14 protein-coding genes are annotated in these 14,299 nt (G+C 73.2%); 10 read left to right on the forward strand and 4 right to left on the reverse strand.

Annotation, left to right across the window (positions count from 1 at the left end; all coding sequences use genetic code 11):
- On the reverse strand, positions 1-204 hold a 204-nt coding region (locus MHW47_RS21315; RefSeq protein WP_239225382.1), incomplete at its 3' end, for a hypothetical protein.
- A 101-nt stretch (positions 205-305) separates the two neighbouring features.
- On the reverse strand, positions 306-1,220 hold the full coding sequence (locus MHW47_RS21320; RefSeq protein ID WP_239225383.1) for a DUF2510 domain-containing protein: 915 nt from the start codon (positions 1,218-1,220) through the stop codon (positions 306-308).
- 196 nt (positions 1,221-1,416) lie between these two features.
- On the opposite strand from MHW47_RS21320, the gene MHW47_RS21325 reads away from it, so the two are divergent.
- From MHW47_RS21325 to MHW47_RS21355, 7 genes are all read left to right on the forward strand, one after another.
- Positions 1,417-2,175 carry a class I SAM-dependent methyltransferase gene (locus MHW47_RS21325; protein ID WP_239225384.1) on the forward strand — a complete coding sequence of 253 codons (759 nt, stop codon included), beginning with the start codon at positions 1,417-1,419 and terminating at the stop codon, positions 2,173-2,175.
- Positions 2,176-2,216: 41 nt separating this feature from the next.
- On the forward strand, positions 2,217-3,260 hold the full coding sequence (locus tag MHW47_RS21330) for a S66 peptidase family protein (protein WP_239225385.1): 1,044 nt from the start codon (positions 2,217-2,219) through the stop codon (positions 3,258-3,260).
- Positions 3,261-3,337: 77 nt separating this feature from the next.
- Positions 3,338-4,078 carry a FadR/GntR family transcriptional regulator gene (locus tag MHW47_RS21335; RefSeq protein ID WP_239225386.1) on the forward strand — a complete coding sequence of 247 codons (741 nt, stop codon included), beginning with the start codon at positions 3,338-3,340 and terminating at the stop codon, positions 4,076-4,078.
- A 162-nt stretch (positions 4,079-4,240) separates the two neighbouring features.
- Complete coding sequence (locus MHW47_RS21340; protein WP_239225387.1) at positions 4,241-5,008, forward strand: (Fe-S)-binding protein; 768 nt, start codon at positions 4,241-4,243, stop codon at positions 5,006-5,008.
- A 17-nt stretch (positions 5,009-5,025) separates the two neighbouring features.
- Complete coding sequence (locus MHW47_RS21345) at positions 5,026-6,546, forward strand: lactate utilization protein B (protein WP_239225395.1); 1,521 nt, start codon at positions 5,026-5,028, stop codon at positions 6,544-6,546.
- Positions 6,543-7,175 (forward strand): LUD domain-containing protein, encoded by a 633-nt coding sequence (locus MHW47_RS21350; RefSeq protein WP_239225388.1) that lies wholly within the window; start codon positions 6,543-6,545, stop codon positions 7,173-7,175. Before MHW47_RS21345 ends, MHW47_RS21350 begins: the two co-directional genes overlap by 4 nt.
- 213 nt (positions 7,176-7,388) lie before the next feature.
- On the forward strand, positions 7,389-8,156 hold the full coding sequence (locus MHW47_RS21355) for a sulfite exporter TauE/SafE family protein (RefSeq protein ID WP_239225389.1): 768 nt from the start codon (positions 7,389-7,391) through the stop codon (positions 8,154-8,156).
- Positions 8,157-8,218: 62 nt separating this feature from the next.
- Here MHW47_RS21355 and MHW47_RS21360 read toward each other — a convergent pair whose 3' ends face one another.
- Positions 8,219-9,748 (reverse strand): amino acid permease, encoded by a 1,530-nt coding sequence (locus MHW47_RS21360; RefSeq protein ID WP_239225390.1) that lies wholly within the window; start codon positions 9,746-9,748, stop codon positions 8,219-8,221.
- Positions 9,749-9,813: 65 nt separating this feature from the next.
- Positions 9,814-10,800 carry a hypothetical protein gene (locus MHW47_RS21365; protein ID WP_239225391.1) on the reverse strand — a complete coding sequence of 329 codons (987 nt, stop codon included), beginning with the start codon at positions 10,798-10,800 and terminating at the stop codon, positions 9,814-9,816.
- Between the two features lie 325 nt (positions 10,801-11,125).
- On the opposite strand from MHW47_RS21365, the gene MHW47_RS21370 reads away from it, so the two are divergent.
- The 3 genes from MHW47_RS21370 to MHW47_RS21380 form a co-directional block, all read left to right on the forward strand.
- On the forward strand, positions 11,126-12,559 hold the full coding sequence (locus MHW47_RS21370) for an FGGY family carbohydrate kinase (protein WP_239225392.1): 1,434 nt from the start codon (positions 11,126-11,128) through the stop codon (positions 12,557-12,559).
- 64 nt (positions 12,560-12,623) lie between these two features.
- Positions 12,624-14,066, forward strand: a complete 1,443-nt coding sequence (locus MHW47_RS21375) for an NAD(P)/FAD-dependent oxidoreductase (protein ID WP_239225393.1) — start codon at positions 12,624-12,626, stop codon at positions 14,064-14,066.
- A partial coding sequence (locus MHW47_RS21380) for an FAD-binding protein (RefSeq protein ID WP_239225394.1) occupies positions 14,063-14,299 on the forward strand: 237 nt, incomplete at its 3' end. The genes MHW47_RS21375 and MHW47_RS21380, both read left to right, overlap by 4 nt.

A 14,299-nucleotide genomic window follows, 5' to 3' on the forward strand; every position in this document is an offset into this window, starting at 1 on the left:
CCGCCCGCAGCCGCGCCACTCGGCGGGCGAGGGTCCGGCGCCCCGGCCGCCCCGGGTGATCAGGGCGTTCACCGGGGTGTGCGGGTCCAGCGCCATCGTGCGCGCGAACAGCACGCCGATCACGAGCGGGGCGAGCGTGAGGGCGAGGGTGGTGCCGGCACGGGTGACGTGCCGGATGCGGAGCCGCTGGGCGTCGGGAACCATGATCCCATCTCAGCGGCGGCGGCCCGGCCGGGGATCGGGTGACGTACTCAGACGGCACGGCCCGGATACTCACTCCGGGCCGTGCGCCGCCTGGGGGACGGTCAGGCGTCGGTGCCGGAACCGGAGCCCGCGCCCGGGGCCGCCTTGATGCCCCGGGTGATCTCGTCCATGACGGACAGCGAGGGGGCCTTGTCGTTGATGTCGAAGCCCGAGCGGACCACGATCATCGTGTCCTTGGCCAGCGGGGACGGAAAGGCCAGCGATTCGACGTAGCCGTCGTCGCCGTTCTTCGTCACGACCTTCCAGCGCACCCGGTAGCCCTTCTGCCCGGCCACCGTGACCGCCTCGGACTTCAGCTCCTGGTGCGAGGTGATGGCGCCGTAGCCGGCCTCGCCGTAGGACGCCTCGGCGTTGTTGGCGATGTCCTTCTCGGCCGTGGCCTTCGCGGTCGAGGTGGTCAGTTCCAGGGCCTCGGCGGGGGCGGAGAACACCCCGCCGCGCACGCAGTTCTTGCCGGTGTCGCCGGGGCAGGGGTACGAGCCGGTGGTCACCCCGGCGCCCATGCCGGACTCGCCCTTCCAGCCGTCCGGGACCGGGATGCTGATGCCGCTGGCCAGGTCCGTCGCGTATCCGTCCTCGGCCGGCAGCCGCTGATCCGGCGTCCCGCGCTCGCCGTCCCCGCCGTCCCGCTCGTCCCCGGAGCCGCCGCGCTCACGGTCGGGGGAGGGGGAGTCGGACGGGGAGGAGGAGGGGGAGTCGGACGGGGCGGAGACCGCCGTCTCGTCCTTGCCGCCCGAGTCGTCCGTCAGCAGGTAGACGCCGCCGCCGATCGCGGCGAGCACCACCACCGCGGCGGTGACGCCGGCCGCGACGCGGACGCGCCGGCTGCGGGTGGCCGCCGGGGGCACGCGGAGGTGGTCGGTCCACTGGGTGCCGTCCCACCAGCGCTCGTGGCGGGGGCCGAATCCTGAGTACCCGGGATCTGGATGCCAGCCGGGCGGGGTCGTGTGGGTCACGCCGGACACCGTATCCGGGCTGCCTGAGAATCGTATGAACTGGGTGGTGCTCCGGCCCCAACGGGACCGCTGCCGCGCCGATTTCGCCCCTGTTTCTGGTCTAGACAACTGGCGGGGTGCTCGCTAACATCCGCCGACGAGGCGCGGCGGGTCCGGTTCGTCCGCGTCCGCCCGATCACGCCGGAAGTGAAGGCCCATGGAAGCGACCGCCCCCGACCGTCGTTTCGCCGAGGACTACCGCCTCGCACGGGAGATACCGCGGGACGGGCTGACCGCGTGGCGCGCCGCCATCGCCGCCGAGGCGGACCTCGGCCCCGGCGCCACCGTGCTGGACGTCGGCGCGGGCACCGGATCGTTCGCCGCCGCGTTCGCCGACTGGTTCGGGGTGCGGGTGCTGGCCGTGGAACCCGCCGCCGCCATGCGGGAGCTGATCCCCCGGCACGCACTGATCGAGGCGCTGGACGGACGGGCCGAGGACCTGCCCGTGCCGGACGGCTGCGCGGACGCCGCCTGGCTCGGCTCGGTCATTCACCACATCGGTGATCTGGACGCCGCCGCACGGGAGTTGCGCCGGGCCCTGAAGCCCGGCGCCCCGGTGCTCGTCCGCAACTCGTTCCCCGGCCGGTGCGCGCGCGATCTGCGGGTGCGGTTCTTCCCCGGCGCCGAACGCATCGTGGACGGCTACCCGACCGTGGAGCAGACCTGTGAGGCGTTCGCCGGGGCCGGATTCACCCGGGTCGCTCTGCACGCGGTGCCGCAGGAGAGCGCCCCGAGCCTCGCCGGCTTCGCCGACCGGATCAGACGCGACACGGACGCGAAGCTGCGCGGCCTGGACGACGAGGAGTTCGAGCGCGGGATGCGCCGGCTGCGCACGGCCGCGGAGCAGGAACCGGACCGGCCCGCCGTCAGCTGGATGGATCTCCTGGTGCTGGTTCGCACGTCTGACCGGGAGTGACACCCGGCGGACCGGCCCCGGGTGATCATTAGGCTCGTCGGATGACACCCTCCCGCTATCCGTCCAAACCCCGGCCGGGCGACCGCGTCGCCGTCGTCTCGCCCTCGGCCGGCCTGCCCGGCCTCTTCCCCCTCCCGTACGAACTCGGCCTGCGCAGGCTCCGGGAGGACTTCGGCCTGGAGCCCGTGGAGTACCCCGCCACCCGGAAGATGGGGTCGAGCCCGCAGGAGCGCGCGGCGGACCTCCACGCCGCGTTCGCGGACCCGGACATCAAGGCCGTCCTCTCCACCGTCGGCGGGGACGACCAGATCACCGTGCTCGCGCATCTGGACCGCGAGCTGCTCAGGGCCCACCCCAAGCCGTTCTTCGGCTACAGCGACTGCACCAACCTGCTGGTGTTCCTCGACAACCTCGGCATCGTCGGCTACCACGGCGGCTCGGTGATGGTCGAACTCGGCCGTCCCGGCGCGCTGCACCCCTTCACCGCCGACTCCCTCCGGGCCGCGCTGTTCACGCACGGCCCGTACGAACTGGTGCCGGCCGAGGAGACGGGCAGCGTCAACCGGCCCTGGGAGGACCCCCGCACCTTCGACGCCGCACCCGAACTGCTCCCGGGCAAGGGGTGGAGCTGGCACCACGCGGACCGGGTGGTCGAGGGCACCGCCTGGGGCGGCAACCTGGAGACCCTGTCCCGGCTGCTGATGGCGGACCGGGAGATCCTGCCCCCCGAGGCGTACGAGGGGCGCGTGCTGTTCCTGGAGACCTCGGAGGAGATGCCCTCCGCCGAGGAGGTGTACCGCATCCTGCGCAGCATGGGGGAGCGGGGCCTGCTGCACCGCTTCCCGGCCCTGCTCATGGCGCGGGCCAAGAACTGGTCCTTCGGCAAGCCGCTCGACCCCGGGGCCGGGGCGCTGTACAGCGGGGAGCAGCACGACGCGGTGCTGCGGGCACTCGCGGAGTACGCCCCCCGCACCATGGCCGTCCTCGACGTCGACTGCGGTCACACGGACCCGCAGGCGATCATCCCGTCCGGCGGCCTGATCCGGGTGGACGGCGAGGCACGGCGCATCCACGTCACGTACTGAGCGCGCCTCCGCCATGAGGTCCGACCACATACGGTGTGTGACATATTGGAGGGTCCGACCGGAACAGAGGATGGCCGATGCCCGTCGAATGGGAGCCCGTACGGCAGTCGCGTACCCATGAGCTGGTGCTCCGGAGCATCGAGCAACGGGTGTTCGCGGGCGACCTCCGGGCCGGTGACCGGCTGCCGCCCGAACGGGAACTGGCCCCCGTGCTCGGTGTGAGCCGGTCGGCGCTGCGCGAGGCGCTGCGCGTGCTGGAGACCATCGGTGTGCTGGTCGCCCAGCCGGGCCGCGGCCCGGACGCGGGCGCCCGGATCGTCCGCAACCCCGACGACGCCCTCGGCCGGCTGCTCCGGCTCCACTTCGCCCTCGGCAGCTACAGCCTGGCGGACATGCTGGAGGCTCGCGTCGTGCTGGAACGGTCCAGCTTCGAGGCGGCCGCGCGCCACGCCGAGGCGGCCGACCTCGACGAGGCGGAGGCGCTGGTCGCGCGCATGGCGCAGCCGGGCATCGCCGTGCCCGAGTTCAACGACCTGGACACCCGGTTCCACGTCCGCGTCGCCCGCGGCTCCGGCAACGCCCTCACCTGCACGCTCACCTCCGCCGTGCGCGAGTCCGTGCGGCCGCTGATCCTGCGCGCCCTGGAGGCGGAGTCCGACTGGCCGGCCACCGCCGCCGCGCTCAACGCCGACCACGCCGAACTGCTGCGGCTGGTGCGCGCGGGCGAGGGGGAGCGGGCGGCCGACCTGGTCGAGACCCACATCAGGGGGCTGCACGGCACCCTCGTCGCCGACCCGCCGCCCGAAGGCGACGCCTGACCCCGTGCCCACCGAAGCCGCCGCACCGCCCTCACCCGGGGCCGGTGCGGCGGCTTCTCCGTATGTGCGCGGCGGGCTCTCCGCACGGGCCGAGCGTAGTATGGTCGGACCATAAACCGGACGTGCGACGCCCGCCCACCGAGAGCCATGACCGGGAGACCCATGCGCATCGGACTCTTCGCCACCTGTCTGGGCGACACCCTCTTCCCCGAGGCGGTGAAATCCACCGCCCTGCTGCTGGCCCGACTCGGCCACGAGGTGGTGTTCCCGCCCGACCAGACCTGCTGCGGCCAGATGCACGTCAACACCGGCTACCAGCGCGAACCCGTCCCCCTGGTACGCAACTTCGCCGCCCAGTTCGGCGACCCCTCCATCGACGCCGTCGTCATGCCGTCCGGCTCCTGCGCCGGATCGGTCCGCCACCAGCACGAGATCGTCGCCCGGCGGTACGGGGACGCGGCGCTGCGCGCGGGCGTCGCCACCGTCAAGGCCAAGACATACGAACTGTCCGAACTGCTGGTGGACGTGCTGGGCGTGACCGACGTCGGCGCGTACTTCCCGCACCGGGTCACGTACCACCCCACCTGCCACTCGCTGCGCATGCTCCGGGTCGGCGACAAACCGCTGCGGCTGCTGCGGGCCGTCGAGGCGATCGACCTCGTCGCCCTGGAGGAGGCGGACGCCTGCTGCGGCTTCGGCGGCACCTTCGCCCTCAAGAACGCCGACACCTCCACCGCTATGCTCCAGGACAAGATGCGCCACGTCACCGCCACCGGGGCCGAGGTGTGCACCGCGGGCGACTCGTCCTGCCTGATGCACATCGGTGGCGGGCTCTCCCGGTCCGGGGCCGGCATCCGCACCCTGCACCTGGCCCAGATCCTGTCCGCGACCCGCACCGCGCCGTACGTCCCGACGGAGGCCACCCGGTGAACCCCACCTTCCTCGGCATGCCCGCGACCCCACCCCGCTCCCCGTACGGCACGGGCAACCTGCGCGGCGAGCGCACCTTCCCCGCCGCCGCCCACGACGAACTGCGCAACGGGCAACTGCGCCGCAACCTCGGCCGCGCCACCCGCACCATCCGCGCCAAACGGCTGGCCGTCACCGGCGAACTGCCCGACTGGGAGGAACTGCGCGCCGCCGGATCGGCCCTCAAGACCGACACCATGAACCGGCTCCCCGAACTCCTGGAGGAGCTGGAACGCAACGTCACCGCGCGCGGCGGCACCGTCCACTGGGCGCGCGACGGCGCCGAGGCCAACGAGATCGTCGCCCGGCTGGTCCGCGGGACGGGCAGCGACGAGGTCATCAAGGTCAAGTCGATGGCCACCCAGGAGACCGGCCTCAACGAGCACCTGGCATCCCTCGGCATCACCGCGTACGAGACCGACCTCGCCGAACTCATCGTGCAACTCGCCCACGACAAGCCCTCGCACATCCTCGTCCCCGCGATCCACCGCAACCGGGACGAGATCCGGCAGATCTTCCTCGACGGCATTCCCGGCGTCGACCCCTCCCTGGACAACGTCCCCGCCCACCTGGCCGCCGCCGCCCGCGCCTACCTGCGCGAGAAGTTCATGACCACCAAGGTCGCCGTCTCCGGCGCCAACTTCGGCATCGCCGAGACGGGCACCCTCTGCGTCGTCGAGTCCGAGGGCAACGGCCGCATGTGCCTCACCCTGCCCGACACCCTGATCACCGTCATGGGCATCGAGAAGGTCGTCCCGCGCTACCGGGACCTGGAGGTGTTCCTGCAACTTCTGCCCCGCTCCTCCACCGGCGAGCGGATGAACCCGTACACCTCGATGTGGACCGGCGTCACCCCCGGCGACGGGCCCCGGGACTTCCATCTGGTGCTGCTCGACAACGGCCGCACCGCCGCTCTCGCGGACCGGATCGGCCGCCAGGCCCTCAACTGCATCCGCTGCTCCGCCTGCCTCAACGTCTGCCCGGTGTACGAGCGGGCCGGCGGCCACGCCTACGGCTCCACCTACCCCGGACCGATCGGTGCCGTGCTGACCCCGCAGCTGGCCGGCATGGACGCCGCCAAAAACGACCCCAACAGCTCGCTGCCGTACGCCTCCAGCCTCTGCGGCGCCTGCTACGACGCCTGCCCCGTGAAGATCGACATCCCCTCGCTGCTGGTCGAACTGCGCCACCAGCACACCGAGCACTCCGGCACCACCGCCGAGAAGCTGGCCATGAAGGCGGCCGGCGCGGTGATGAGCAGGCCCGCGGTGTACGCGGCCGCGCAGAAGGCCTCCCGGCTCGGCCGCGTCCTGGCCGGCCGGGACGGGAAGCTGCCCAAGCTGCCGCCCCCGCTCTCCGGCTGGAGCGACAGCCGCGACACCCCGGCCCCGCCGAAGCAGACCTTCCGCGCCTGGCTGGCCTCACCCGAGGGCACCGCGGCCCTGCGCGAGGCGGCCGCCGCGCACACCCCCGACCCGCAGCAGGAGGACGGCCAGTGACCACCGCCCGCGAGACCGTGCTCGGCCGCGTCCGGGACGCGCTCGCCCTCGCCCCCGCGACCGCCACCCCGGTGCCGCGCGCCTACCGCACCGGACGCACCCTGCCCGACGAGGAACGCCTCGCCCTGTTCACCGACCGCCTCCGCGACTACCGGGCCCACGTCCACGCCTGCACCGCCGGCCGGACCGCCGAGGTCGTCGCCGGCGTCCTGCGGGAGCACGGGGCGGCGGTGATCGGGGTGCCCCCGGGGCTCGACGAGGGATGGCTGGCCGGCTACGACGGCGAGGTGCGGCGGGACTCCGCGGACATCCCGGCCCCGCGCCTGGACGAACTCGACGGCGTCGTCACCGCGTCCGCCGCCGGCTGCGCCGAGACCGGCACCCTCTTCCTGGACGGCTCGCCCGGCCAGGGCCGACGGGCGCTGACCCTGGTGCCCGACCTCCACGTGTGCGTGGTGGACCTGTCCACCGTGGAGGCGGGCGTGCCGGAAGCGCTCGCCCGGTTGGTCCCGGACCGCCCCACCACCCTGATCAGCGGCCCTTCGGCCACCTCCGACATCGAACTCGAACGCGTCGAGGGCGTCCACGGCCCCCGCACCCTGGTGGTCGTCATTCGCACAGACGTTTAGGGCGTGTTTTGAAAGTCCCGCCTGCCGGACGGCGTCCGGCACGCACGCTCGCGGCGTTGCCGAAAAGCCCTGGTAGCTCCGCTACAAGGGCTTCCCGGCGCCTTGCGATCGCACGCACCGGACGTCGTCCGGCCCGCCCTCCGGGCGGACGGCGCTACTTTCAAAACACGCCCTAGGAATCGTGCCGGGGCGGCGACTACCCTCACGCCTGGCATGGACACACTTACCCTCGGTCAACTGGCGGCCCTGGCCGCGGCATCCGCCCTCGTCGGCTTCTCCAAGACGGCCGTCAGCGGCGCCAACACGATCAGTCTCGCGGTCTTCGCGGCGGTCCTCCCCGCCCGCGAATCCACCGGGGTACTGCTCCCGATCCTGATCGCCGGCGATGTGCTCGCCGTCCTCGTCTACCGCCGCCACGCGCACTGGCCGACCCTGCTGCGGCTCTTCCCGGCCGTCGCCGCCGGGGTGGTGGCGGGCACGCTGTTCATGATGTGGGCCGACGACGCCACCGTGCGGACGTCGATCGGCGCCATCCTGGTCTTCATGGCCGGGGTCACCGTCCTGCGCCGCCGCCGGGCCGACGCGGTCGCGGAACCCGGGGCGGACGACGGGCCGCCGACCGCCGCCGAACGGCTCAAGGCCCGTTCGTACGGGGTGCTCGGCGGCTTCACCACCATGGTCGCCAACGCGGGCGGCCCGGTGATGTCGCTCTATCTGCTCTCGGCCGGGTTCCGCAAACTCGGCTTCCTGGGCACATCGGCGTGGTTCTTCCTGATCGTCAACACCTCCAAGGTCCCGTTCAGCGTGGGCCTCGGACTGATCGACGGACGCTCGCTGCTCCTCGACGCCTGCCTGCTGGCGTTCGTGCTGCCGGGCGCCTGGATCGGCCGCACGTGCGTGGACCGGATCGACCAGCGCCTCTTCGAACGTGTCGTGCTCGCCGCCACCGTCGTCGGCGGCCTCCAACTCCTGCTGACCTGACGGCGGTACGCCGAAGGCCCCGCGCCCATCGGTGCGCGGGGCCTTCGGCGTGAGGGGGCGGGTCAGACGATGCCCTCCTCGATCTCGGCCTGCTCGCGCGCGTTCCCGTACGCCGACGGCGTGCCGTACGAGCTTCGCGCGACGAACCACCAGATCGTGGCCAGGACCAGCACGGCGACCAGGGCGATCGACGCGTAGTTCATCGAGTCGATGGTCACCGGGGAGGACTGCGGCAGCAGGAACAGCACGGTCACGATCGCCACCCACACCACGGCGATCCAGCCGACCGGCTTCGACCAGCGGCCCAGGTGCCACGGCCCGCGCTGGAACCGGCCGCCCGCGCGCAGCTTCAGGAAGATCGGGATGGCGTACGCCGGAGTGATCCCGATGACGTTGATCGCGGTCACCGCCCCGTACGCGGTCGCCGAGTACAGCGACGGCAGCGCCAGCACCCCGGCCACGATCACCGACAGCCACACCGCGGGAACCGGCGTCTGGGTACGGGTGCTCACCTTGCGCCACAGCGTGGAGCCGGGCAGCGCGTTGTCCCGGCTGAACGCGAACACCATCCGGCTCGCGGCCGCGACCTCGGCGTTGCCGCAGAACAACTGCGCCGCGATCACGATCAGCAGCATGGCCGTGGCGCCCGAGGTGCCCAGCGCGTCGATCAGGATCTGGGCGGGCGGCACACCGGTCGCGCTCTTCTGCGTGGCCACGTAGTCCTGGATGGCGAAGGTGAGCCCGGCCAGCAGGACGAATCCGGCCACCCAGGAGACCCAGATCGCCCGGACGATGCCGCGCGCCGCCGTGACCGAGGCGTTGGAGGTCTCCTCGGACAGATGGGCGGAGGCGTCGTAGCCGCAGAACGTGTACTGCGCCAGCAGCAGCCCGATCGCCGCCACGTACAGGGGATTTTCCCAGCCGGTGTCGTTGACGAACTCGGTGAAGACGAACGAGGGCGACTGGTGGTGCGAGGGCACGAGGGCGAGCACGGAGACGATCACCGCGACACCGGCCAGGTGCCACCACACGCTGATGGAGTTCAGGATGCTGACCAGCCGCACCCCGAAGAGGTTGAGCACCGCGTGCAGCAGCAGGATGCACAGGAAGATGATCATCGTCTTGCCGGGGGTCGGCGTGAAGCCCCACTGGAGGTTCATCAGCGCGCCGGTGAACAGCGCGGCGCCGTAGTCGATGCCCGCGATGGCCCCCAGGAGACCGAGCAGATTCAGCCAGCCGGTGTACCAGCCCCATTTCCGGCCGCCCAGCCGGTCCGCCATGTAGTACAGCGCCCCGGACGTCGGATACGCGCTGGTCACCTCGGCGAGCGCCATGCCGACGCAGAGCACGAACAGGCCGACCCCGGCCCAGCCCCACAGCATCACCGCGGGCCCGCCCGTGGACATGCCGAAGCCGTACAGCGTCATGCACCCGGACAGGATCGAGATGACGGAGAAGCTGATGGCGAAGTTGCCGAACCCGCCCATGCGGCGGGCCAGGACCGGTTGGTAGCCGAGTTCGCGGAGCCGCTGCTCCTCGTCCTTCGGCGCGGTGCTCTCGGCCCCCTTCCGGGGCGAGGTGGACACGGACATGCGAAACCTCCTGAGCGGGTGGGTGAGCAGAAGAACGGAGGGCGGCCGGGGGACGGACGGCCGGGTCAGCCGGGTTCCGCCGCCAGCGCGCGGGCGCGGGCGCGCACGAAGACCTCCTCGGCACCACCGGGGTCGTCCGGGGTACGGGAGCGGCAGGCCCAGGGCAGCGAGGTGAAGTACGGGCCCAGCTCCCGGAACACCGCGGCGGCCTCCGCGAACCGGAGCGCCCCCCACAGGGCGTGCGCCAGGTGGTTGAGGTCGGGCAGGGCGCGGCCGGAGGGGGGTGCGAGGCGGTACCAGAACTCCAGGGCGCGCACGGCCTCCCGCTCCGCGTCCTCGGTGACCCAGTGCAGGTCGAGGGCCTTGTCGTGGTCGTGCTCGCGGCGGTAGCGCTCGACCCGGACGTAGAGCGGGAGCACATGGAGGGCGGAGCCCTCGGGCGCCGTGGACGACGCCCACTGGACGAAGTTGACCGCTTCGGACAGCGCCCCGCCGGCCTTGCGGGCGTACACGAACTGGAGCATCCGGTGGTAGGCCTCGCGGTTGTGCGGGTCGCGCCGGTCGGCCTCGGCCAGCAGCCCCCAGGGGCCGGGGAACAGCATGGGGCCGGGCGGCGGGAGCCGGTGCTCGGCGAGGCGCTGGGCGGCGTCGAGCTGGGACAGGGCCAGCAGGCAGACCCAGGGGACCGGGTCGGCCGGTACGGCGTGCGCCGCCGCGCGGCACGCCTCCCACGCCTCCTGCCAGAGTTCCCGGCCGCTGGGGTGTCCGGAGCGGTTGGCCCGTACCGCCCGTTCGACGGCGACCCGGGCGCGCATCACGAAGGCGGCGGCGCTGTCCGGTTCCTCGGCGAGCCAGGCCTGGACCGCGTCCGAGCCCGCGGCGACGGCACCGAGCACCTGGGTGCGCTGGGTCCACAGGGTCCAGTCCGGGGTGCGCGCGAGCAGGTCGCGCATGGCGATCCAGCGGCCGGTGCGTAAGTCCTGTAACGCCGCGCGGAGTTCATTGTCGTGGCCGGCCGGATGGTAAACCGGCCGGAATTCACCGTTGGCCATGGACGCGCTCGCGGCTGGGTGCTGAATTCATCGATCCTCGGTGACGTGGGGGCGAAGAAGCTGTTGAATTGCGAACGGTTTTAACGCGTCCGGTGTTGCACGGCGGTGAGTGTAGAGCCCTTTGCGCCCCTCCTCGAACGAATCATTGATTTCCTCAAGTCGGCATCCCGGAAACGCGGTTGAAGTCGCCGGACGGTATCCGATCGGTTTTGGACATACGGGCGGCCGATGCTTGACGCCGCCGTCGGCCTGCACCACCCTGGGGGCCGCGTCCGAAGATCACCATTCCGTCCAAGCCTCTGGCTTGCGTACCGCTGGAGAACCGATGACAGGCCCGGTGCTCGCCGTCGACCAGGGCACATCGGGAACGAAAGCGCTGGTGATCTGCCCGGAACGAGGCGTGATCGGCACCGGTTCCGCGCCCGTGCGCCCCCGGTACGGTCCCGGCGGAGCCGTCGAGGCGGACCCGGCCGAACTGCTCGCCTCCGTCATCGAGGCAGGCCGCCGGGCGCTGGCCGACTCGGGCGGCACCGTCGACGCCGTCGGCCTCGCCAACCAGGGCGAGACCGTGCTCGCCTGGAACCCGGACACCGGACGCCCCCTCACCGACGCCATCGTCTGGCAGGACCGCCGCGCCGCCCCCGTCTGCGCGGAACTCGCCCCCCGCGCCGACGAGCTGAAGCAGCTCACCGGACTGCCGCTCGACCCCTACTTCGCGGCCCCGAAAATGGCCTGGATCCGCCGCGAACTGACCCGCGAGGGCGTCGTCACGACGACCGACGCGTGGCTCGTCCACCAATTGACCGGCGCCTTCGTCACCGACGCCGCCACCGCCGGACGCACCCAGCTCCTCGACCTGGACCGCGTCGCGTGGTCACCGGCCGCCCTGGACGCCTACGGCCTCGGCGACGAGCGGCTGCCCGCCGTGGTGGACGCCGCCGGGGACTTCGGCACCACCGGCGCATTCGGCGGCGACCTCCCGCTCACCGGCCTCCTCGTGGACCAGCAGGCCGCCCTCCTCGCCCAGAGCGCCCTCGACCCCGCCGTCGCCAAGTGCACCTACGGCACCGGCGCCTTCCTGCTGGCCGGCACCGGAGCGACCCCGTCCCGGGGCAGCGGCGGGCTCGTCTCCTGCGTGGCCTGGCGGCTCGGCGGGCACACCGCGTACTGCCTGGACGGCCAGGTCTACACGGCCGCCTCCGCGGTGCGCTGGCTCACCGACCTCGGCGTGATCTCCGGCGCCGCCGACCTCGACCCGGTGGGCTCCGGCGTCCCCGACTCCGGCGGCGTCACCTTCGTCCCCGCCCTCGCCGGCCTCGCCGCCCCCTGGTGGCGCGGCGACCTGCGCGGCTCGGTCACCGGCCTCGGCCTGGACACCCGCGCCGGACACCTGGTGCGCGCCTTGTGCGAGGGCATCGCCGCCCAGGTGGTGGAACTGGCCGACGCGGTGGCCGCCGACCGGGGCACCCCGCTGTCCGTGCTCCGCGTGGACGGCGGCCTCACCCGGTCCGCCCTGCTGATGCAGACCCAGGCCGACCTGCTGCAACGCCCCGTGGAGGTGTCGGCCCTGCCCGACGTCACCGCGCTCGGCGTCGGCGCGGTCGCCCGCATGGGCGCCGACCCCTCGCTCCCGGCGCACCGGGCCGTCCCCGACTGGAAACCGGCCGCCGTCTACGAACCCCGGATCGGCCCCGACGAGGCCGCCGACCGCCTCCACACCTTCCGCGCGGCCGTGCGCACGCTCGTGGAACGGCCATGAGGACCGCGCGGACGGCCCCGTGCCGGGGCGCCCGGGCCCGGCGGACGGCACGGGAGCAGGCACGATGACCACGCGCCCCACGTCCGGAGCCGTCCCGCCACCCGTCGTCACCCGGGCCGGGCAGCCCCTCCCCGGCACCCCGCCGTACGACGTCACGGTCATCGGCGCCGGAGTCGTCGGCACCGCCCTCGCCCGCGCCCTGGCCCGCCACCCCCTGCGCACCGCGCTCGTCGAGGCCACGGACGACATCGCCAACGGCACCTCCAAGGCCAACACCGCCATCCTGCACACCGGCTTCGACGCCCACCCCGGCACCCTGGAGGCCCGGCTCGTCCGCGAGGGACAGCGCCTGCTCTCCCGCTACGCCGCCGAGACCGGCATCCCCGTCGAACGCGTCGGCGCCCTCCTCGTCGCCTGGGACCGGGAACAGCTCGACGCCCTTCCGGGCCTGCTGGCCAAGGCCCGGCGCAACGGCTACCACGCGGCCCGGCTGCTCGACGCGGAGGAGACCGCCGCCCGCGAACCCCACCTCGGGCCCGGCGCGCTCGGCTCCCTGGAGATCCCCGACGAATCCGTCATCTGCCCCTGGACCACCCCGCTTGCCTACGCCACCCAGGCGGTCCGGGCCGGGGTCCACCTCCACCTGGACTGCCCGGTCCAGGGGCTCGCGTACACCGGCGGACTGCACACCGTCACCACGGCGCGCGGCACCCTGCGCTCCCGGCTGCTCATCAACGCCGCCGGGCTGCACGCCGACAGCGTCGACCGGCTCCTGGGCATCGACACCTTCACCGTGCGCCCGCGCCGGGGCCAGCTCATCGTCTTCGACAAGCTCGCCCGCGACCTCGTCCGGCACATCCTGCTGCCCGTGCCCACCGCCGCCGGCAAGGGCGTCCTGGTGGCACCGACCGTCTTCGGCAACGTCCTCCTCGGCCCCACCGCCGAGGACCTGGACGACAAGGAGGCCACCGAGTCCACCGCCGAAGGGCTCGCCCTCCTGCGCGAGCAGGGCCGCCGGGTGCTGCCCCGGCTGCTGGACGAGGAGGTCACCGCCGTCTACGCGGGCCTGCGGGCCGCCACCGGCCGCGAGGACTACCGGATCACCGCCCACCCGGACCGCGGCCTGATCACGGTGGGCGGCATCCGCTCCACCGGCCTCACCGCCTCGATGGCCATCGCCGAGCACGTCCTGTCCCTCCTCCCCGGCGCCGGAATCGATCCGGGCGAACCGGCCGAACTCGCCCCGCTCACCCTGCCGAACCTCGGCGAGGCCGCCGTGCGCCCCCACCTCGACGCGGACCTCATCGCCCGCGACCCCGCCTACGGCACCCTCGTCTGCCACTGCGAACGCGTCACGGCCGGCGAGATCCGCGACGCCTTCGCCTCCACCCTCCCGCCGCGCACGGCCGAGGGACTCGCCCGCAGGACCAGGGCCGGCAACGGACGCTGCCAGGGCTTCCACTGCGGAGCCGCACTCCGCGCCCGCGTCGAGGAGGCCCGCCCATGACCCGCCGCGAACGCCGGGTGGACGTCCTGGTCGTGGGCGCCGGACCGGCCGGGCTCGCGGCCGCCGCGGGCCTCGCCGCCGCCGGCGTACCGGAGGTGGAGGTCCTGGAACGCGAACAGGCGGCGGGCGGCATCCCCCGTCACTGCGCCCACGGCGGATTCGGCACACCCCGGACCGGCGACCTCAGCGGCCCCGTGTACGCGATGCGCTGCGCGGCCGGGGCGACGGCCGCC

It is taken from the genome of Streptomyces sp. OfavH-34-F (assembly GCF_022347745.1).
In the GTDB taxonomy this organism is placed as follows: Bacteria; Actinomycetota; Actinomycetes; order Streptomycetales; family Streptomycetaceae; genus Streptomyces.

What these genes read in the sequence shown, in the direction of transcription:
- MHW47_RS21325 (WP_239225384.1), top strand. Translation starts at nt 1,417, where the DNA reads ATGGAAGCGACCGCCCCCGACCGTCGTTTCGCCGAGGACTACCGCCTC.
- MHW47_RS21330 (WP_239225385.1), top strand. Translation starts at nt 2,217, where the DNA reads ATGACACCCTCCCGCTATCCGTCCAAACCCCGGCCGGGCGACCGCGTC.
- MHW47_RS21335 (WP_239225386.1), top strand. Translation starts at nt 3,338, where the DNA reads ATGCCCGTCGAATGGGAGCCCGTACGGCAGTCGCGTACCCATGAGCTG.
- MHW47_RS21340 (WP_239225387.1), top strand. Translation starts at nt 4,241, where the DNA reads ATGCGCATCGGACTCTTCGCCACCTGTCTGGGCGACACCCTCTTCCCC.
- MHW47_RS21345 (WP_239225395.1), top strand. Translation starts at nt 5,026, where the DNA reads ATGCCCGCGACCCCACCCCGCTCCCCGTACGGCACGGGCAACCTGCGC.
- MHW47_RS21355 (WP_239225389.1), top strand. Translation starts at nt 7,389, where the DNA reads ATGGACACACTTACCCTCGGTCAACTGGCGGCCCTGGCCGCGGCATCC.
- MHW47_RS21360 (WP_239225390.1), bottom strand. Translation starts at nt 9,748, where the DNA reads ATGTCCGTGTCCACCTCGCCCCGGAAGGGGGCCGAGAGCACCGCGCCG.
- MHW47_RS21365 (WP_239225391.1), bottom strand. Translation starts at nt 10,800, where the DNA reads ATGGCCAACGGTGAATTCCGGCCGGTTTACCATCCGGCCGGCCACGAC.
- MHW47_RS21370 (WP_239225392.1), top strand. Translation starts at nt 11,126, where the DNA reads ATGACAGGCCCGGTGCTCGCCGTCGACCAGGGCACATCGGGAACGAAA.
- MHW47_RS21375 (WP_239225393.1), top strand. Translation starts at nt 12,624, where the DNA reads ATGACCACGCGCCCCACGTCCGGAGCCGTCCCGCCACCCGTCGTCACC.